Genomic DNA, 20,443 nt, shown 5'->3' on the forward strand with positions numbered 1-20,443 from the left:
GGGATTGGGGAAATGATCATGGAACAAGTTCAATTAAAGGCAGATGTCCTTTCATTATTAGAAGATAAAATAAAATTAATTAAAAAAGGCGAAGAGGCCATTTATCTGGTCGGCCCAATTAAGCTGCCTGTTAATTTATATGGGGAAACCATTGAGTTTAAATGGTACAGCTGGTTGAAGACGGAGCATGTTACAGAAGATTTCCAACAAGTCATTCAGCACCTATCTTCTGCTAAACTAGCGGAATTCCAACAATCAAGTGTCCTTGTTTACGGCGATTTTGAATACGGTGATGATGCCTTGATTCGGATGCATTCCATTTGTCATACTGGCGATATTTTTGGCAGCAAACGCTGTGATTGCGGCTTCCAGTTAAGACAATCCATGAAAATGATTGTCGAGCATGGGGCAGGCGCGTTATTTTACCTAGCTAATCACGAAGGCAGAGGAATTGGTTTATTTAGCAAGGCGATGGCCTATATTCTTCAAGAAAATGGATATGATACAGTGGAGGCGAATGAAGGTTTAGGTTTTGCCGATGATACGAGAAACTATGATGACGCAATTGAGGTATTAAAGGCACTGCGCTCAAAGCCAGTCACATTGATTACAAACAATCCGAAAAAACTGAAAGCCTTAAAAAATGCAGGTGCCCCGCTCTCCGGTAGAACGCCATTATGGGGCGATGTTTCTGAGTACAATGAGAAATACTTAAAGACAAAAGTTAATAAATCAGGACATTTAGAGTAGCTTGAATAAGCTTTGAGATACAGGATGATACGAGTATCATCTTGATATGGCAGGAGGATATGGGTTTTATGAATGATGAATTTTATATGCAATTGGCATTACAGAATGCCCAAGCCATGAAAGGCCAGACCGACCCGAATCCACTGGTTGGCGCTGTGATTGTCAATGACAATCGAATCCTAGGGGTCGGTGCTCACATGAAAGCCGGCGAACCGCATGCCGAAATCCATGCCCTTCGAATGGCAGGAGATCATGCGAAAGGTGCGACCATCTATGTAACCTTAGAGCCTTGTTCCCATCATGGGCGGACAGGTCCTTGTGCGGTTGCACTTGTTGAGGCCGGAGTTAAAAAGGTCGTCATCGCGACGTTGGATCCGAATCCTGTTGTCGCAGGTAACGGTGTAAAAATTCTTAAAGATGCCGGCATTGAAGTGGTGATTGGGGTTTGTGAGGAAGAATCCCGTCAAATGAATGAAGTATTTAATAAATTCATCATTGAGAAAAAACCATTTGTCACCTTAAAAGCAGCCACCACTCTTGATGGTAAAACGGCTACCCATACGGCCAGCAGCAAATGGATTACCGCTCCTGATGCACGGCATGATGTCCATCTGTTAAGAAGTGAAAATATGGCGATCCTTGTCGGCGTCAATACTGTAGTGGAAGACAATCCGGAACTAACCTCAAGAATTCCAAATGGCCGGAACCCGATCCGGGTGATTTTAGATTCAAAGCTCAGAATTCCTTTAGATGCTAAAGTGGTAACTGATCAGCAGGCAGAGACTTGGGTTTTTACTAGTGAAAGTTACGACAAGGAAAAACGGAAACAGTTAGAGGAACGCGGCATCTCTGTTTTTGTCACAAGCGGTTCAAGTCAAGTGGATCCGGCAGATGTGATGAATACCCTTGGGGAAAAGCTTGTATCCTCCGTGTTAATTGAAGCAGGCGGAACGATCAATGCGGCTCTTTTTGAAAAACAGTTAATTGATAAAGTGGTCCTATACATGGCTCCAAAGCTTGTAGGCGGGCAGTCCGCTCCTACCTTTTTAGAAGGAGCAGGAATTGCTGAGATGGGCAATGCTGTTGAGTTATCTAATTTAACCGTTACGCCTGTTGGGCGAGATTTTAAATTTACAGGATATCCGATATATTAAAAATGGACGGTGCTGGTCACCATCCATTTTTTTTAGATGAAAGAGCAGTTCATTTACTGTAACCGGGGATGTTGTAGCTAACCGGGCTATGAAGATGCTCTTCATTTACTGTAATAGGGAAAAATCCGTCTCACTGGGCAATGAAAGGACTCTTCATTTACCGTTACAGGAGGAAACGCCACCTCACCGGGCAATGAAAGAGCCCTTCATTTACTGTAACAGGGCTAATCACCACCTCACCGGGCAATGAAAGACTTCTTCATTTCCCCTAAGAGGAGGAATCGCCGCATCACCGGGCAATGAAAGAACCCTTTAACAATGGAAATAGGACAAGGAATTTTCTAAAAGATAAAATAAGCAAAATGAAAGAGGGATTTGCATGAGATTTGGTTTTGATATTGATGATACGCTGATTAATTTAAGAGAGCATGCCTTCCATATTTATAATAAAAAATTAGGCCAAGAAATAGGAATAGAGATTTTTAACGCATTAAAAAAAGTTCAGATTCATGAGCCATTTGGAATGACATCCGAAGAAGGCTCAAAGATGTGGAAAAATACAGTAGAGGAAATTTACTACACCGATTGTCCCGCTTTTCCAGGAGCGGTCGAACTGCTGCAAGAGCTTGAAAAGCAAGGTCATGAAATTTATTATATTACGGCACGTTACCAAGAGCATGGCGAACGCACGAAAAAATGGTTATTGGAAAAAGGTTTTCCTGTCCATGATGAACGGTTTTTCTGGGGAATGAAGGATCACGAAAAAGTGAATATTATTAAGCAATTACACTTGGATTTTTACTTCGATGATAAGCCAGAGATCTTACAGACACTTTCAGAAGAAGCGGTAAAAGTCTATCTAAAAGACCAATCCTATAACCGGCACGTACCAATGCCTCGGATTGTAAACTGGCCGGAGTATCAGGATTTTATGAAGAATTTAACAGATTAAAAACGAACATCTGCCTCCATCTCAAATGTATTATGATATACTAGTTTAGGTTTGTTTTTAGAGAGGAGTTTTATAAGTGGAGTTACAACATGAATCATCTGCACGCATGAAATCGACATATATATTTTTATTGGTTACTGGGATTGTATTAGTAGCCTTTAATTTGCGCCCGGCGATTACCTCAGTAGGCCCTTTAGTAGGGATGATTCAAGAGGATGTTGGCCTTGCCCATTGGAGTGCTGGCTTATTAATGAGTTTTCCATTACTTGTTTTTGCTGCCATGTCACCCATTGTCCCAAGGCTGGCTAACCTTTTCTCTAATGAAATGACGTTATTACTTGGCTTAATCTCCCTTGTGATTGGTATCGTGATTCGGTCCATTCCCATGACGTTTTTTCTTTTCACAGGCACTCTTTTTATCGGAGTAGGAATCGCAGTAGGAAATGTCCTTTTGCCTGCCGTAGTAAAGGATAAGTTCCCAGAGAAATTCGGTCTTATGACAAGTGTATATTCTACTTCAATGGGATTGATTGCATCATTAGCATCGGGATTAAGTGTTCCGCTCGCAAAAGATTTGAATCTTGGCTGGCAGGGAGCACTCATTGTATGGGGAATACCAGCGGTCATAGCGATTTTGTTATGGACCTATCTGGTTAGATTTAATCAAGGGAATCATAAAGAAATCAAAAAAGCTCCATCAAGTTCAAAGGAAATGTGGCAATCGCCTCTTGCCTGGCAAATTGCCATCTTTATGGGTTTTCAATCGTTTTTATTCTATGTAACGATCTCTTGGTTACCTGAAATTCTCCAAAGTCATGGACTAAGTATGGGAACAGCTGGCTGGATGTTATCGATTACCCAACTAGTAGGACTGCCTGCTAGTTTCTTTATCCCTGTCATCGCAGGGCGTTACCGTTCCCAGATATGGATTGCATTACTACTAGGATTGTTGTCCATTATTGGTTATGCTGGGTTACTATTAGGATCATCCTATCCTATTTTAATTATTAGTATTATCTTTATTGGGGTTGCACTAGGCGGGAATTTCCCATTGGCGCTAAGTTATATTGGACTTCGCTCTCGGAACGCCAGTCGTGCGGTAGAGTTATCGGGAATGACACAATCAACCGGCTATATCCTAGCCGCAGTAGGCCCGTTGCTTATCGGCTATTTGTTTGATATGACCCATGTGTGGACCATTCCACTTATTGCTCTAACGATCGTTTCTGTCGTTCTTACGGTTTTTGGTATGTTGTCAGGTCGGAATCGGTATGTATAAAATTAAGAAAGAGAATCCGTCCGGTGAAATAGTCAGACTTATTGACAACCCTAAAGCAAAAAAGTGAGGTTGCAGGGTCTTCAATAACCCTTATTAACTACCGTAAATTAAAAAATGAGGCAGCTGGGTCGTCAATAACCCTTATTAACTACCGTAAATTTAAAAAATGAGGCAGCTGGGTCGTCAATGATCCTTATTAACTACCGTAAATTTAAAAAATGAGGCAGCTGGGTCGTCAATAACCATTTCACATTTTTGTGTTTGAAATAGTTACCGGGGCCCGATACTTTTTTAAAATTCCCCCCTATAAAAAACCTTGCCTAGTCGGCAAGGTTTTCTTGTGTTACTTAAAATAAGATCTCTGTTTATTATTGATTCACAAGTTCATTCATTGTGTTTAACTTGGAAGAAAGCTCAATAAACCACTCTTCATCCCCAGTTGATAAAGCCAAATCGATTAAAAACTGGGTCTGTGCCTTGTTTGACACGTTAGAAACAGGCAATCTTTTAACTCGTTCAGTTAACATTGAAACTTTTTTTCCAATGATCTCATTATTGTCACTTGTAACAACAGTTACCTTAACGACTCCCTGAATATCAAGGGATTCAATATAACCCATAATTAATTCCCCAGCTCGTGATGTTCCCTTAACCCAATCACCTGTTTTTAACAACATACTTTTCACCTTCTTAGTTATTTTTGTCTTTTTATGCTTAAACTGTAACTTTTTTTATTACATTACAAGTAAAAAGAAACCTGACATTGTTTTTCTATTCTTCTTGATTAACAAGGTCAATTATTTCTTTCAGTGTATAGTCCTTTAAATATTCACCCAAATGTTCTTCAGCACCTAAGAATATAGAAAATAAAACTCTTTGCATATTTGCACCAACAATACATCGTTCATTTGAATCAGGACACTTTGGCTGCAAAGCTCCTTCAGAGGTGATCTTGTAAATATCCCAAAGATTAACTTCATTTAGCTCCAGAGCAAACAAAAATCCGCCGCCAGGTCCCTCTTTTGATTTTATAATTCCATGTTTTTTTAACAAACTTAGCACTTTACGAATCCGCACAGGGTGTACACAGGCACTCGCTGAAATAGCATCACTTGTCGACATCCGGTCGGGCTGCAGCGCAAGAAAAGTTAAACTATGAATGGCAAGTGTAAAATCACTATTCATGGCCTGCCCTCCTAAGAAATAAAAACAATAGTACCATTATTTTTAGCATCATTAATACTAAACCGTTCCAGATTAGCTTGTCAAATATCTAGATAATTAAATCTTGATATCTCCTTTGAGCAAGGGTAAATTTAAACATTCCATTGTTTTTTAACTTGTTCTTCTGCAATCATTTTAATTTTATCCCAGGCCATTTCCTTTTTCACAAGGACATTTGTATGATAATTTCTTTCTTTATAATTAACTGTTACGAATACTTCAATCATTTCTTATTTCTCCTTTATTATTTAATCTTTAATTGGCTATTCTTTGTAATTCGGTATTCAAAAATGTACGAAGCTTACGGGGCAGAAAGCTCCGGATTTCTTCGTCGTTATATCCAACCTGCAATCTTTTTTCATCCAGAATAATTGGACGGCGCAACATCTTCGGATGCTCCATGATTAATGTGTAAAATTCATTAAGCGGGAGAGATTCAATATTTATATTTAGTTCCTGAAATGTCTTTGAATTAGTTGAAATAATTTCACTCGTTCCCTCTTCAGTCAAGCGAAGAATCGATTTTATCTCATCTACGGTAAGGGGATTAGATAATATGTTTCTTTCGATATAGTCTATATGATGTTCCTCGAGCCACGCTTTTGCTTTTCGGCAAGAACCACAGCTTGGAGTCGAATAAAGAGTTACCATGCGTTAAACACTCCTTACATATAATTTTGGTTACGTGAGGTATCAGTTAGATAGGTACCCCAATTTGAGTTGGCTGAAACATAGCTTTATTTTATACATCCTAACTTTACATACCCTTAAAATGTAATAAAAAATATTACAGTTCAGTAAAAAAAAACAACCTTCTAACTCATTTACCACTTTCTATACTGTAATTTTATTATTTACAGTTAAAAATGTCAAATGGAAGGTGTTGGATTAATAGAAATATTTTACAGCAATTATGGATACAGGAAGCTCTTCCAAGCAGCTACTCCCTTTAACAGCCAAGACAACAACCTGCCACAATCCTCTATTAATTAGCAACAATAATCGTATGGATGCAGCGGCGGCAAAGCTTTATATAACCAGCTCGGTTTTAACGAGGGATCTTTCCAATGCCAAGCACCCAATGCGGCAGCACAGCCATCAATCCAATGACTTGGTTCCTCGACTAATACAGGGAGTCCTATTAGTTCTTGCTGTTTAAGCCAGTCCCAAATAAACCTTCGGGATGACAGATTTTGTTTATAGTGCAGCACTAGCTCAAAATCATTTTTGGACAGCCGTGAACCCATTACAGCCCCAGGATGTACTTCGACAATGGAGACAGGGTAAGGAGTGTTAAGATTCTCAATTTCTCTTGTCAGTTTTATTCCTCTTAGCGTTAAATAAACCATTCTATTTAAAGTAGGCGGCATAATTGATCCTGGCTTCATCCCTAATCCGACAATAAACTTTCTAAGTTCACGGTCCCCTTGCCTGTCTCCGCCCCCATCCTCGTAGGATAACGGGGCATCTATGCCTACCACAACTTCACCTGATTGACTCTGAGCTAAAATTTCATTTAAGATCACCTGGTCACCAACGTTACTGATCCATTTCACAAATTTTAATTGGCTACCTTGTTTTTCAAATACAGTAAGAACAGTATCTTTATGGTTACTCGGCCCTGATAAATCAATGCCTATTACTCTCATCCATCAACCATCACTTTCTTTAATAAGATCTATTTCGAATTAATTTCTATGGTATTGCCTATATCTTTTTCAGTGAAATGTTCGTTTACTTTCCAAAAGATTCAATTACATTTTAATTAAGTCATACAATTTTATCCATCAATAAAAAATTAGGAAGAAAAATTAAAGAATTGTCAATTCAACCAAATTACCCATTGCTTAATATATCTAATTCAATTATTATCTAATTAGATATTTATTAAAGTAGGTGTATTAAGAATGCAATTAAACAAAATTGTGGAATTTCATAAAGCATTAGGCGACCTTACCCGAATTCGTATTATTGCCCTGCTCCAACAGGGTCCTCTGCATGGCCAAGCGATTGCTGGAAAGCTTGGACTTAAACCGCCAACGATTACCCATCATATGGCAAAGCTTAGAGAAGTTGGACTGATAAAAGAAAAGCGAGACAAAAACACCATCTATTTTTCACTTAATACGAAAATATTAGAAAGCAGTGCTAAGGCGATTCTAACAGCTGGCACAAGGGGAAAAGCAAGTATGGAAATGTCGGTTACGGCTGAGGAACGGGCAGCTATTATTAATAACTTCTTCACCAAAGATGGAAAACTAAAAAATTATCCGGCCCAACGAAAGAAAAAGCTGGTTGTGCTTGAGCATATGGTCAAAGGATTAGAATTTGGAAAAGTGTATCCTGAAAAAGAAATCAATGAATATTTAAAGCAATTTCATGAGGATTATGCTACATTACGGCGTGAGCTTATCATGTATCAGTATATGTACCGTGAAAATAATCAATATGAATTAAACCCTGTTGAATTATGGTGGTTGAGCTAAACGAGCGTCATCCGGCGCTCTATTTTTCATCCAACTAATTAGATGACTATAAAATTAGATCCCATAAAAGAAGGTGGTTGTGATGGTTATTTTACGAAAAGAAAAACAGTATCAGAAGTTTAACGTTAAGCTAACCAGCCGCCAATCGACTTAGAAAAAATTTCTTAGTCACCGGTTTAGTCTGTTTAATGCTTGAAGGAACATTTCTATTATTATTAACCAGAACCCACTTAGTCGTCTTTGCCGTTCCGCTATTTTGTCTTGTTGCTTTTGTGTCGGGGTTTGGGAATGCCTGCTTCGATACCGTGTTGATGAAAGAAATTCCTGAGGAGCACCAAGGAATGATGTTTGGATTGTTCGCAACGATTGGAAACACTATACTAGGTCTGTCGATGCTTTTAGCTGGGGTTGCTCTAAATTATCTTTCACCACGATTCTTAGGATTGAATTGGTGGGATTGCGTATATACTGATTGCAATTGTTATTCTGGCTGCGATTTCAACGAAAGCCTATCGGAAGAGCAGCCTGTCTCATAACGATTTTGTTTGAACCGAGATGCCATATAAAAAAGGATGCTGAGATTTAATAAGAAACTAAACTTATTAAATCAGCATCCCTCTGAGAATTCTATTTTCTTTTCGGTGCAAGTTCTACACCTTGGCGGATTGCCTCCATTAAGCTCTTTTCTTCGACAATTCCCTTACCTGCAATGTCAAATGCGGTTCCGTGGTCAACACTTGTTCGAATAATCGGTAAGCCAACTGTAATGTTTACGCCGGCATCTAAGCCTAATACTTTAACTGGTCCGTGTCCTTGATCATGGTACATAGCGACAACGATGTCAAAATCGCCGCGAACGGTTCGGAAAAATAATGTATCTGCTGGTAAAGGACCAACAACGTTGATTCCCTCCTCTTTCGCCTTATTGACACCAGGAATGACCTTCTCTTCTTCTTCACCGTAACCAAATAAGCCATTTTCACCTGCATGCGGGTTGATTCCACAAACGGCAATTCTTGGGTTTTCAGTTCCGGATTTAGTAAGTGTTTCATGAGCTAACTTGATCACACGGTAGACCCGTTCTGGATTAATCATTTTAACAGCATCAATAATACCGACATGTGTTGTCACATGTATAACCTTTAAATTTGGAGCAGAAAGCATCATCGAAAACTCACTTGTATTGGTTAAATCAGCGAGAATTTCTGTGTGCCCAGGATATCGATGTCCCCCTTTGTGCAAGGCTTCTTTGTTTAAAGGAGCTGTACAAATGGCATCAATCTTGTGGTTATTCGCTAAATCAATCGCTTTTGCTAAGTATTCAAATGCCGCATGTCCTGCTTCGGCGGACACTTGTCCAACAGGTAAGTCTTCGCTAAGTAAATTAAGGTCTAAACAGTAGACGATTCCGCGTTCAAACGGAAGTCCATCAATTTGATCATCAGTGATCGTTTCAACCATTAAATCACTATTAACAAATCCTTTTGCGCGATTTAGAATTTTGGTATCACCAATGACAATTGGATTACATATATCATATATTTCTTGATTTTGAAGGCTTTTTAAAATAATTTCAGGGCCTACACCTGCCCCATCTCCCATTGTAATTCCGATAATTGGTTTGGTTTCAACCATTTCAAACATCCTCTCTTGTCATATATTTCAAAGCATTTAGTAATGAATGTTCATTTCCAAAACCGCCGGCCTTTGTAACCGTCCAGAACCTTCGAGCGTTGGCTGCATTACCTAATTTCCCTAAAGGTAGTCCCGCTTCTATTTCAGTATACAGTTGCATTTGATTCATATTAAGTTGGTTACAGACCGCTTTTGCGGAGTCCCCGCCAGTAAGGATCAATCCATTAATATCGGGCATTGATTGAACAATGGCATTAGCAATAACGCCAAGTTCCATGGAAATAGCTTCACTAATTTGTGTATTACCTATAGAAAGTTCTGCTCCAAGCTGCTTAGTAGCCTCTCGATTTTCATCTGACGAATCCACAAATAATACAAAATGCCGCTTGTTGAATTCCTTCGTAAAATCTTCAATAATATCTGATATTCTATAGGATTTTTTGATTAGTTTAACAGGATCTAGTTCTACAAAATAAGTATCTGTCAACCTCTTTACCATCTCAAGCTGATTTTTTGTAACCAAGGATAGACTTGCGGATACCGTTAATGTTTTTGTGACGGCTAGTTCCTCTTGCTGATTTAATTCCGCCTTCTCTAGCTGTAAGGCATTTGGTAAATATTCAATCAATCCTGCTGATCCAGCCCAAACGGTTTTTTTATTAAACCGTGCAAATGTATCTGCAATCATCTTTAAGTCTTCATCTGTTGATGCGTCACAAATAAACCAAGTAGTGCCCTGCCTTGTATTCTCTTCAATTTTATTTTTAAAATTCTCGTTTGAGGAGTTTAATAAACCTTGTTCGATTAGACAAATTGGATCGTCTACATATTTTTTTAATAAATTTGGAATAAAGCTATCTTTTACCGGTGTTTTCGGATCTCTGCCAAATTCTGTTTCAGAGACACGTTCACCGTTCACATATTGATATCCATTTATCGTTTGACGATTCATTTTTGGAAAAGCTGGAGCAAGAACAATAATTTCAGGTTGATAAACAGAAACAAGAGCCGCTAATTCAGCGGCCACATTGCCTCTTAAAGTTGAATCTATCTTTTTATACACTTGTTCATATCCTTGTTTTCGAAAAATAGAACTTGCATTATAAATCGTTTCATAAGCAACTTCTTCACTCATCGCACGACTATCGGTGTCAATTATTGCAACATCCTCTGTTGATTGTAAAATAGAATCTTTATAATCAAGGAACACGGTAGAGGATATCCCAATCTTCGATAACTGCACACCTGCATCATTTGCTCCTGTTAGATCATCCGCAATAATGTAAAAACGTTGCATAATTTACGACTCCTTTACTACTCTTTCTTTCCACAAAAGTTAAACTGTTGCTTTTCGTTGCTCTACCCTCTTGGCAAACCAAGTCGTAATCAGCGGAGTGAAAATGGCAGTAACAATAACAGCTGCTGTAACTTGAAGTGTTGCTGTAGCTGCAATCTCACTATATCCGGTATAAACAGCCGCAACAGCCATTGGTACAGCTGCAGCATTTCCAGCAGTTGATGAAGCAGCAATACCTGCTATACCGTTTCCTCCTGTAATACGATCAATGATAAATAAGATTATTCCTGTAACAACGACTACCGCCACACCTAAGATGACACCAGAAAATCCAGCTTTCACGACATTAGTTAAGTTAATTCCAGCACCGATGGCTAAAGAAAACAATGGAATAATAACGTCTTGTCCCTTACTTAAGAATTCCCGCATTTTTTCATCAAGGTTTCCGAGGATCATTCCAAGTAATAAAGGAAGAATAGCAAACACAAATGCTAACAGTGGGAAACTTGCTAATCCAGCAACACCAAGAATTAACATCGTAAAGAATGGACCAGATTCAAGAGACATAATGGAATAAGCTGCAACATCCTCCGCTTTCTTTCCTAACTGCCCCATAAGTGCCATATAAAGTCCACCGTTTGTATCAGAAAATGCGGCTATGATTGCTAAAGCAGATAACCCTAAGAATAAGTGGTTCTGATCTGGAAAAATGGCTTTAATCAGTAAAGCGATAAGAAATGTTGTTCCAATTTTACCAACCCATAAGCTTACCCCTTTTTTCAAGATGTAACCGGTTGCTTGGAATCGTATAGTTGAACCTAAACAAATATAAAATGCTGCTAGTAGAGCTGAAGTTCCTGTTAATAATCCCCCTGTAAAAGAACTTTTAAATTCAGGTAAATCAAAAATTCCAGGTAAAAATGTACGAATTAACGCTCCAATAAGTAAAGGTATTAACATCATACCGCCTGGAACTTTATCAATCGCTGCTTTAATTCTCATTTTAATCATATCCCCTTATGTTGTATTTTTCAACAGTTAAAATATTTGAAATCGATTACATTTATTATTCTAATTCCATTCGACAAAAAATGCAACAGTTTTATTTCAAATAAATTTATATGAAATAAAACTGTTGCATTTTTAAACGTTTATTAAATTAACCTTTTAACTTACGCCAAAGTGTGGAGCGATTGATATTTAAGCGTTTAGCTGCTTTTGTTTGGTTGAATTCCTCTTCTTCTAACACTTTTTCAATAATCTTCTTCTCGATGTCTTCTAAGGTCCCCGTCAAAAAATCAGAGGAAATTTCCACTGCGGATCCTTTCTGTTGTAACAGACTTTCAACTAATCCTTTTTCAATAACATAACCCTTTTCCATGAGAACGGCATCTTTTAATATTGCCTTTAATTCTCCTACATTACCTGGCCAATCATACTCCCCCAATAATGCTAACCCATCTTCTCTCATTTTAATGGCAGATGTCCCTAACGTTTGGTTAAAATGAAGAATAAACGACGTCACAAGCTCCTTTAAATCCTCTTTCCGTTCAGCCAAAGAAGGGATATAAATCCGAATAATATCATCACTATATATTTCCCAAGAGTGCTGTAGTTCGATCATTCCAATAATAATTGTTATTCCTCTAACTTTTATAGACCCGATTTTTCTCCAAAGCTCATCTCTTAATGCCTCATCTAAAAGATCAATAGAATGAATATAGATGGTTTTGATATCCTTATCTACCTTTTCAAGACTGATATCTAGTAAATCCAATGCTTTTATCGAAGCAAATAAGCCGTTCCCATGTGTTTTATGGTAATGAATATACTGAGCAATCAATTCCTTTTCGGTACCCCTTTTTCCATTTAAGATAAAACTAGTGTGAGAAAGACAGCGATCAATCATATTTAGACATGAATTCATTGCTTTACTATGTTGAATAATTGGCGGGGGAGCCAGCACATTGACCTTCATAATTTCTTCTGATTCAGGATTAATCTTCAAATGAGAAAATTGACAAAAAAGATAGGAGGATTCTGTTGTCATTATTTTCGTTTTGATTAGTTTTAATGTTTCCCCATTATTATCTTTGATATAGGAGATTTCCTTCCCACTAGCTTCATCCTGATTTGTATCCATAATCAATGGAATTTCATTTATGGGTCTTGAGTGGAAAGTAGTCCATTGTTCATAGACAATATCGCCATTGTGAGAAAGAAGCATAAAGTCTTTTGCAGTAACATGTAATAAAGCCTTTAATCGTTCGATTTCCAACTTATTATTCAGCATCCATCTTGCCACCATTTTCGCTTCCTTAAATGAATCAAATATGGCTTCCCTTCCCGATTGAAGCAATATTCCTAGCAACCCCAATCTTGAAGCTGTTTCAAACGTTACGACATCCCCTATGATGAGTTGATAACCTTCTTGCTTTAACCTTGATAGTAATGGCTCTGTTTCACTTTCATCATTAATCGTGAAAATATCTATTGGAATATCCAAAAGGTCTATAATCGCTTTTGCTCCAAGAGTAATAGTTGGGAAACCAACGATCGCCTTCTTCCTGGGAAGATCATTCGCAAGCGTGAAGACTCGAAGCATATCGTAACCAGAAATATGGACATCGATAACCGGAATGCCAACCGCTTCACCAATCAGCTTTGCCGTTCCACCACGACTGATGATGACGTCGAATCCTTGTGCTTCCGCCTTTTTTGCTAAAGCAACGCCTTCCTGAAGATTTCCAATTTTAATGTGGAGATCTATTTCGGTCTCTTCATACCGACACTCTTCTATTAAATTCTCCATAGCGGCATACGGGGCCACAAACAACGCTTTTATCTTCATTCGTACCACAACCTATATCCTTTAAATTCTAGTCTAGTCATAGCATAAGTCGAAGGGGATTGCAATGTGCAGAAGATTATTGAGTTTAAAAGCTATCAACTAGAAATGTTTTCCGACACTTTATATGTACCAGGCGTTTTAACTATGCAATTAATTGTTTGATTAACTTTTGTATCAATCAGTATCGGTGCTTCAGCACTCTCTCAACAAGAATTTTTAAATAAAAGATGATATTATTACTAATAAATAACTACCAATAGGAGGCAGCATGAAAAAGCTTGTAAAAGTAGTGGCAGCGATTATTGAAAATGAAAACCAAGAAATTCTATGTGCTCTAAGATCTCCTGAAATGTCTATACCAAATATGTGGGAGTTCCCTGGTGGGAAAGTAGAAGCAAATGAAGACATTTTCTCAGCATTAGAGAGAGAAATTACTGAAGAGTTAGATTGTAAAATTGAGACATACAAAGAAGTATTTAATGACAATACCCATGAATACGAAACGTTTATTATCAATTTAATCTCAATCAAATGTAGAGTTGTTGAAGGTACCCCAACAAAGAGTGAGCATTCAAAACTCATTTGGTTAAAAAGAGAAAATCTCGATTCACTTAAATGGGCCCCAGCTGATATTCCCGCAGTTGAACAACTAATCAATGAAAAGTAGTCTTCTCAAAATGAGAAGACTACACTTTTTTTGTAAACTCTGTATAAAGACTTGCAGGAACTTCATTTTCTAATTCCATCCTTACTGTAATCGGTTTATCCCCTTCAAAATAAACGGAATTTCCTTTTCCTATATAAATATAAGGCTCCGTCTTTCCATCAATTTCTCTATACTTTCGAATAAATAAATGAAGATTAACCCCTCGTTGTTTATTAAAAATAATATTCTTCCCTCTCTCAGACTGCTGGGTGGTACTATTTACAGACTGCCACTGGAATTCATGAGGATTAATAAATTTATCTTTGTAATTGATACTTTCCTTTACGTCCTCTTCTTTATGTAGGTCAATAAATAGGAAATACTCATTTCCATTCGCCAGCAAGCCCGAACCTCTAAAGGAACTATGAATTTTTCGATAGTTAGAAAGTAATGCCGCATCTATCATTTGATATTGCTCATAAAGTTTAAAATGTGGGACACCGTAGTATTTCCCTTTAAACTCATGCTCGTATCGAAAAATTCCATAGGTGATGATATCTTCAATAAACCTTCTGTAATCCACATTTTCTAATAGATTTTTAAAAAGAGGCGTTTTAGTCAATTTACCGTTGCTATAATGAACCAATCCCGGTTTATTCTTAATCTGGCCACTGTCATAATAATTTTGATTTAAACATTCAAACGCATGTAATAGACTATCATCATCTACATTACTAATCATCTTTAGAATTTGGTTTTTTGCAATTTCTAGGTTGATTTCTTCATGTTCTAACAAATACCTAATGATGACAAACTCATAAATTCTTTTTATTGGAAGTTTACTTGATAATTCTTTTAACGTCCCTTCAAAATCCTCATTTTGTAAGAGTTCCTTTAAGTAGTCATCCTTCTCTACCTTCGCAATAAATGAGATATACGTTTTTTCCCGGTCAATGAATTTGATGGGATCTGGCGCACCGTCATACTTCAGATAATCCAACAGTAAATAAGGTATCCTGCCCTGATTAAGCTTTTTAAATTCAAAATACTCTTCCTTTAGATACTTCATGGAATTAAAGTTTTCTTTGTCAATTTGAGCTAGAATTCTTTCTTCCGAAATCTTATCCATTTGAATATGAGTACAGCCAGGAATGTTTGCGAACCCAGTGGCTACAGCTACTTTTAAGCTTTCCTTATCATAGTATCGGCTGCCATTTAACGCCAAAGCAATTAGGAATGTCTTATTATGGTTTCCGATAAAATCAAGGACAGTTAAGAATTCTTTATTCGCATGCTTTCGTAAGCCTCTCCCTAATTGTTGAATAAACACAATAGGAGAATTGGTTGGCCTTAGCATTAAAACGGTATTAATAGTGGGAATATCAACACCCTCATTAAAAATATCGACAGTAAAAATAAATTCTAAGTCATCATGGTCATTTTCTAATCGATTAATGTACATTTCTCGAGTTTGTGGCGAGTCGGCACCATATAGACATACACTTTTATAGCCTCGTTTAGTAAATTCACTCGCCATATACTGAGCATGTTCTATACTTACACAGAAACCTAACCCTTTTCGTTTCTCACCATCATGCCCATAAAAATCCATCTTATCAATAATAAAATCAACTCGTTCATTGACCTTAAGTCGCTTGGTGATCTCAGTGATATCATCTATGTCTACATCACTTAGATCGATGCCTTCGATATCTGTTATTCCAAAATAGTGAAACGGAATGACCAGCTCATCCTCTAAAGCCTCATGTAAACGAACCTCTAGAGCAACATTATTATCAAAAAGATCAAACACATTATAGCCATCACTACGTTCCGGGGTTGCGGTCATCCCTAAGGTAAATTTCGGCTCAAAGTAATTAAGTACTGATTGGTAAGTTGGACTTGTTGCATGGTGAGCTTCGTCAATAATCAGATATTCAAACTCTTCGCTTTCAAATTCATGATAACATTTGGAAATAGTCTGGATAGTTGCAAAAACATAATCCACATTCTTTTGTTTATGATTACCTGTTAGTAAGCCAAAAGAAAGGCCCTCATTCGGTAAGAGCATTTCAAAAGTATCCTTTGCCTTTTTCAAAATCTCTTCTCGATGTACAATGAAAAGGAGTTTCTTAGGTTTGTAGCTCTTCACATCAAAGGCAGACATGTAGGTTTTGCCCGTACCTGTTGCAGCAATGACGAGTGCTTTCGTCTCTCCAAAACTCCTCAGTCTTTCGAGATTTTCTGTAGCTCGCTTTTGCATTCTATTGGGAACAATATACTGTTTATTTTCATAAATCATTTGATGAGTGATTTGAGTACTCTTGAAAATTTTTAAAAAATCCTCGTATCTCTTAATAAAATCCTCGTCGGCATTCTCACTCATATTCCAAAGGAAATCATATTCCTTTAAAACATCCTTTATAAAACGGCCATTTTCTTTAGTTATAATTTCAACATTCCATTCAATATTGCTTTTCAGTGCACTTTGAGTAATATTGGATGAACCAATTATCACTTTATAACTATCTTTGTACTCAAATATGTATGCTTTCGTATGAAATCCAATTTCTTTATCAGTAACGAAAACTTTTAAATCAACATTATTAAACTCTCTAATTTTTTCTAGCGCCTTTGCATCGGTAAAATTAAGGTAGGTGGAAGTGATAATTCTACCTTTAATTCCTCTTTTCTCTGCTTCCATTAAAGGATCTAGGAGTAGTTGGAGGCCGCTGAAATTTATGAAAGCAACACTAAAGTAAAACCTCTCACACTCTCTCATTGATTTGACTAACTCTCTTAATAAATTACCCTTTGCTGAGTTAACAATTAGTTTCTTTTCGACCGATTCCATGGGATTCTCCTGACTACTTTTACCATTAAGTACTGTTATTTATTGGATACTTGTGAAAATTGTACTATATTTGGTGGTAAATAAAAAGATCCTCTATTTTAATGAATGGAGGATCTTTCTCTAAATTTTATCTCTTAAAAGAGCCTTGATCTTTTAAGATCTAATACGCCCACTACCTTTTGTATTCAGCTTCCTTAACGTTGAAAATTCGGGTTTTGTTGGTGAGACCCCTATATTCAATCGGAGAAATCCCTTCGCTGCCTTTAAAGGTTTTATTAAAATAACTCTGATTCTCATAACCTAACATATCGCTAATTTCAAGAATGGAATAGTTAGTTTGGTCTAATAAATCCTTTGCACGATTCATTTTTTGTTTAACAACATATTTAACAAAATTTTCGCCCACTTCTTTTTTAAACAACCTGCTAAAATAACTGGAATTAAGATGCAGAAAGTTTGCTACTTCCTCTAACGTTATTCTTCGGTGCAAATTTTCAAAAATATATTTACAGGCATTTTCAATTTCAACATTAGAACTGATTTTTGAAACATTTAGCTCAATCAGTTTTCTCATTTGGATTTTTATATCTAAGGGATTTGCAGCAGGGCCTCCTACCACAAATGAAAGCGCTATATCAAACGTGTCTTGAAAGGTAATCTTTATCTTTTCCAACAACTTCTTTGTTTTTAGCATGTCCCTTTCTGGAGCAGATCTTAGTGGAACAAATAGAAAGGACATCTCTTTTTCAAATTGGCCATGAACTGCATTTTCCGCTTCTTGTTCGATTATCTCTGTTATAACAGAATGAACAAAATAATTAAGTAATGCGACTGATTGAAAATAATGGATGACAGGTTGGTAATTATTTATTGTACATTTGATAATCATATACGTTTGAGTGGCCCCCCACCCTAGCAATTGAGCTTCTTCCTGCCACACTTCCACGCTGTGGATGGGTTGATGAACTAATTTATTTATAAATCTTTCTTTCATTAATCCTTTATTTTGCTCAATGGTCCTTTTCATTTGTAACTGCTTCTTTTTACTGTTATTTTCTTTATCAAGGATCTGAACACACTTGCGCAGCAAAACTATAATTTCTTCTATATCCAATGTATCTTTCAGAATATATTCCTGGACATTTAATTTAAGTGCCTGATGAGCAAATTTAAATTCATTATGGCACGAAAGAATTGTCACTAGTAATGAAGGATTTTTTTCCTTTAATATTTTTGTAAGTTCAATACCATTTAACTTTGGCATACCAATATCTGTTATGAGGATATCCGGCATATTTTCTTCGGCTTCCTGTAAAGCACTCAATCCATTTACATGGATACTTTGTAATACCAGCCCAAGTTCTGCCCAATTAATCATTTCTGAAAGGAATTCCAGCACAGGATAATCATCATCGACTAACATCACCTTATACATGCTTCTGCTCCTCTCTAATTGGGATATACATGGTTACTTTGGTTCCCTTATCCAGTTCACTCTCCACATGCATGGTAAAGGCTTCACCAAATGTTAATTTCATTCGTTCATTTACATTTGTTAACCCAATACTCGAAAAGCCCTTTCCAGAATCACTTAACGCAGATGTGTCAGGAACTGACTTATGGAGAGTTTCTCCAATGGCGGAAAGCTGCTCCATCTTCATACCTGCACCATTATCCTCAACCTCAACCATCAATACACCATTTAGATAATTCCCTTTTATTAAAATAAACCCCTCACGGTCACTTAATCCATGAATAATAGAATTCTCAATGATAGGCTGGAGGATTAATCGAGGAATTTTGATAGGATGGGTTTCAACCGAAACAGCCATTCTTAATTCGATTCGGTTTCTTTGGCGCATATTCATTATCCGAATATAATCTTTATTAATCTCCAGTTCCTCTTGAAAAGTAATCATTTCCTTATGTTTATCAAACGTCATTCTTAAAAGTTTTGATAAGGAACTAATCATTTCCGCACTTTCAGAATCACGTTTTAATAAAACTTTCATTCTAATAGAATTTAAAACATTAAATAAAAAATGTGGATTGATTTGTGCCTGTAACATGGCTAATTCTGCTTCCCGCTTTCTTGACTGTGTCAGCGTATTCTCCTCAATTACTTCATTTACCTTATCCAGCATTTGATTAAATGAGGAAGAGAGCGTTGCTATTTCATCATGCCCCTTTACGATTGAACGTATAGACAAATCACCTTTCTGGACTTTTTTCGCTACATTTCGTAATTCAACCAACCGATTCAATAATCTGCTTAAAAGGTATATAAGTAAGAGTAGAAATGCAATAAAAAAAAGAGATTGAAAAAGAAATACTCGTTTGAAAATTGAATTAATTTTTGAGATTGCATGATCATAAGGGATAAGCGAGATTAATTTCCAACCTGTAATCGATAGTTCACGAGTATTGATTAAATACTCTTTTCCCTCTATCGTCATTACATCTTTTGAAGAGTTCTCCGCTATTTCATTCAATTGCTTAGACAAATTCAAATGAAATGGCTGATTCTTTGCAATGAGCTGATTTTGTTCATTTAGGAGCAGCATATTATGATCTGCATTTTCACTGCTTAATATTTCGTTCATTCTATTTCCCATTATGGTTACCATGGCATATCCATAGACTCCTGAATTACTATCCCTTAATGGTCTTGCAACAGATAGTTGAAAGGAATTATTTTTCCTCTCCGATGCAATCATAGTCGGCTGGGGCGCAATCCAAATGGAACGATAACCTTTCAGTCTATTTAAAATAATAAACCATGATTCTTTTTTTATGTCTAGTGGATTAAATTCACGGAAGGAGTAGTTCGTGTAATACTTTCCATGATTCAGCAAGATGGTTATATATACTTTTTGATCCTTTAATGTAATTGTATCCAATGTCTGTTGAACTTTTTGATCATTAATGAATTCTTCATAATCTGTTGCCACATCATGATTCATTTTATTATTGATTGGATCTTTTAAGATCGCATTAAGCTCTGTATCAAGCTGAATAAAGTTAAGTGTATACAGCATATCTTCGAATACTTTTTTAAAGTATTCATCTGTTAATTCCAACTCATTTTGAGCACTGATATTAGCCTGCTCTTTTACAGCGTCTTTTGTTAAATAGTTATAGATTGTAAATGTAATAATCGCAGGAAGGATTAAGCATGTAATCGCTATAATCAGCACTTTATCACGAAAAGACAGGAACGATGCCATTCGTTTCATATGCGTTTTCATCCACCAACCTCCTCGTAAGGAATGATTGGGGCTGAAAAAGCGGCATCGCCCCTGTCTCTATTATATA

19 protein-coding genes are annotated in these 20,443 nt (G+C 36.9%); 7 read left to right on the forward strand and 12 right to left on the reverse strand.

The features are described from left to right. Positions 1–18 precede the first annotated feature (18 nt). The 4 genes from J7E81_RS07005 (at position 19) to J7E81_RS07020 (ending at position 4,135) form a co-directional block, all read left to right on the forward strand. Entirely contained in the window at positions 19–750 is a 732-nt protein-coding gene (locus J7E81_RS07005; protein ID WP_215041447.1) for a GTP cyclohydrolase II, read from the forward strand. A 68-nt stretch (positions 751–818) separates the two neighbouring features. Continuing rightward, on the forward strand, positions 819–1,904 hold the full coding sequence (gene ribD, locus J7E81_RS07010; protein ID WP_215041448.1) for a bifunctional diaminohydroxyphosphoribosylaminopyrimidine deaminase/5-amino-6-(5-phosphoribosylamino)uracil reductase RibD: 1,086 nt from the start codon (positions 819–821) through the stop codon (positions 1,902–1,904). Positions 1,905–2,283: 379 nt separating this feature from the next. Beyond that, positions 2,284–2,856, forward strand: a complete 573-nt coding sequence (locus J7E81_RS07015; RefSeq protein ID WP_215041449.1) for a 5' nucleotidase, NT5C type — start codon at positions 2,284–2,286, stop codon at positions 2,854–2,856. Between the two features lie 76 nt (positions 2,857–2,932). Beyond that, positions 2,933–4,135, forward strand: coding sequence for a CynX/NimT family MFS transporter (locus J7E81_RS07020; protein WP_308162158.1), 1,203 nt, complete (start codon positions 2,933–2,935; stop codon positions 4,133–4,135). A 368-nt stretch (positions 4,136–4,503) separates the two neighbouring features. On the opposite strand, the gene J7E81_RS07025 is transcribed toward J7E81_RS07020, so the two are convergent. From J7E81_RS07025 to J7E81_RS07045, 5 genes are all read right to left on the reverse strand, one after another. Then, positions 4,504–4,812, reverse strand: a complete 309-nt coding sequence (locus tag J7E81_RS07025; RefSeq protein WP_215041450.1) for an IDEAL domain-containing protein — start codon at positions 4,810–4,812, stop codon at positions 4,504–4,506. Positions 4,813–4,906: 94 nt separating this feature from the next. Then, on the reverse strand, positions 4,907–5,320 hold the full coding sequence (locus tag J7E81_RS07030) for an RrF2 family transcriptional regulator (protein WP_215041451.1): 414 nt from the start codon (positions 5,318–5,320) through the stop codon (positions 4,907–4,909). 131 nt (positions 5,321–5,451) lie between these two features. After that, a complete protein-coding gene (locus tag J7E81_RS07035) occupies positions 5,452–5,586 on the reverse strand; it encodes a BA3454 family stress response protein (protein WP_215041452.1) in 135 nt (44 codons plus the stop codon). A 28-nt stretch (positions 5,587–5,614) separates the two neighbouring features. Then, complete coding sequence (spxA, locus tag J7E81_RS07040) at positions 5,615–6,010, reverse strand: transcriptional regulator SpxA (protein WP_215041453.1); 396 nt, start codon at positions 6,008–6,010, stop codon at positions 5,615–5,617. A gap of 338 nt (positions 6,011–6,348) precedes the next feature. Further along, a complete protein-coding gene (locus J7E81_RS07045; RefSeq protein WP_215041454.1) occupies positions 6,349–7,008 on the reverse strand; it encodes a DUF429 domain-containing protein in 660 nt (219 codons plus the stop codon). 258 nt (positions 7,009–7,266) lie between these two features. Here J7E81_RS07045 and J7E81_RS07050 point away from each other — a divergent pair, with 258 nt between their 5' ends. Then, complete coding sequence (locus tag J7E81_RS07050) at positions 7,267–7,845, forward strand: DUF2087 domain-containing protein (protein ID WP_215041455.1); 579 nt, start codon at positions 7,267–7,269, stop codon at positions 7,843–7,845. 188 nt (positions 7,846–8,033) lie between these two features. After that, complete coding sequence (locus J7E81_RS07055) at positions 8,034–8,381, forward strand: MFS transporter (RefSeq protein WP_215041456.1); 348 nt, start codon at positions 8,034–8,036, stop codon at positions 8,379–8,381. A 91-nt stretch (positions 8,382–8,472) separates the two neighbouring features. Here J7E81_RS07055 and pdxA read toward each other — a convergent pair whose 3' ends face one another. From pdxA to J7E81_RS07075, 4 genes are all read right to left on the reverse strand, one after another. Next, complete coding sequence (gene pdxA / locus J7E81_RS07060) at positions 8,473–9,480, reverse strand: 4-hydroxythreonine-4-phosphate dehydrogenase PdxA (RefSeq protein WP_215041457.1); 1,008 nt, start codon at positions 9,478–9,480, stop codon at positions 8,473–8,475. 1 nt (position 9,481) lies between these two features. Then, complete coding sequence (locus tag J7E81_RS07065; protein ID WP_251028495.1) at positions 9,482–10,777, reverse strand: four-carbon acid sugar kinase family protein; 1,296 nt, start codon at positions 10,775–10,777, stop codon at positions 9,482–9,484. A 39-nt stretch (positions 10,778–10,816) separates the two neighbouring features. Beyond that, entirely contained in the window at positions 10,817–11,779 is a 963-nt protein-coding gene (locus J7E81_RS07070; protein WP_215041458.1) for a 2-keto-3-deoxygluconate permease, read from the reverse strand. 157 nt (positions 11,780–11,936) lie between these two features. Continuing rightward, the gene (locus tag J7E81_RS07075; RefSeq protein WP_215041459.1) at positions 11,937–13,628 is read right to left on the reverse strand and encodes a sigma-54-dependent Fis family transcriptional regulator; all 1,692 of its coding nucleotides are present in this window, start codon (positions 13,626–13,628) and stop codon (positions 11,937–11,939) included. 268 nt (positions 13,629–13,896) lie between these two features. On the opposite strand from J7E81_RS07075, the gene J7E81_RS07080 reads away from it, so the two are divergent. Then, entirely contained in the window at positions 13,897–14,295 is a 399-nt protein-coding gene (locus J7E81_RS07080) for a (deoxy)nucleoside triphosphate pyrophosphohydrolase (protein ID WP_215041460.1), read from the forward strand. Positions 14,296–14,314: 19 nt separating this feature from the next. On the opposite strand, the gene J7E81_RS07085 is transcribed toward J7E81_RS07080, so the two are convergent. The 3 genes from J7E81_RS07085 to J7E81_RS07095 form a co-directional block, all read right to left on the reverse strand. After that, positions 14,315–17,128: a DEAD/DEAH box helicase gene (locus J7E81_RS07085; RefSeq protein ID WP_215041461.1), complete on the reverse strand. Its 2,814-nt coding sequence runs from the start codon at positions 17,126–17,128 to the stop codon at positions 14,315–14,317. Between the two features lie 172 nt (positions 17,129–17,300). Continuing rightward, complete coding sequence (locus tag J7E81_RS07090) at positions 17,301–18,563, reverse strand: response regulator (RefSeq protein ID WP_215041462.1); 1,263 nt, start codon at positions 18,561–18,563, stop codon at positions 17,301–17,303. Continuing rightward, complete coding sequence (locus J7E81_RS07095; RefSeq protein WP_215041463.1) at positions 18,556–20,376, reverse strand: sensor histidine kinase; 1,821 nt, start codon at positions 20,374–20,376, stop codon at positions 18,556–18,558. Before J7E81_RS07095 ends, J7E81_RS07090 begins: the two co-directional genes overlap by 8 nt. Between the last annotated feature and the right edge of the window lie 67 nt (positions 20,377–20,443).

The organism is Bacillus sp. ISL-18 (assembly GCF_018613415.1).
Classification (GTDB): domain Bacteria; phylum Bacillota; class Bacilli; order Bacillales; family Cytobacillaceae; genus Neobacillus.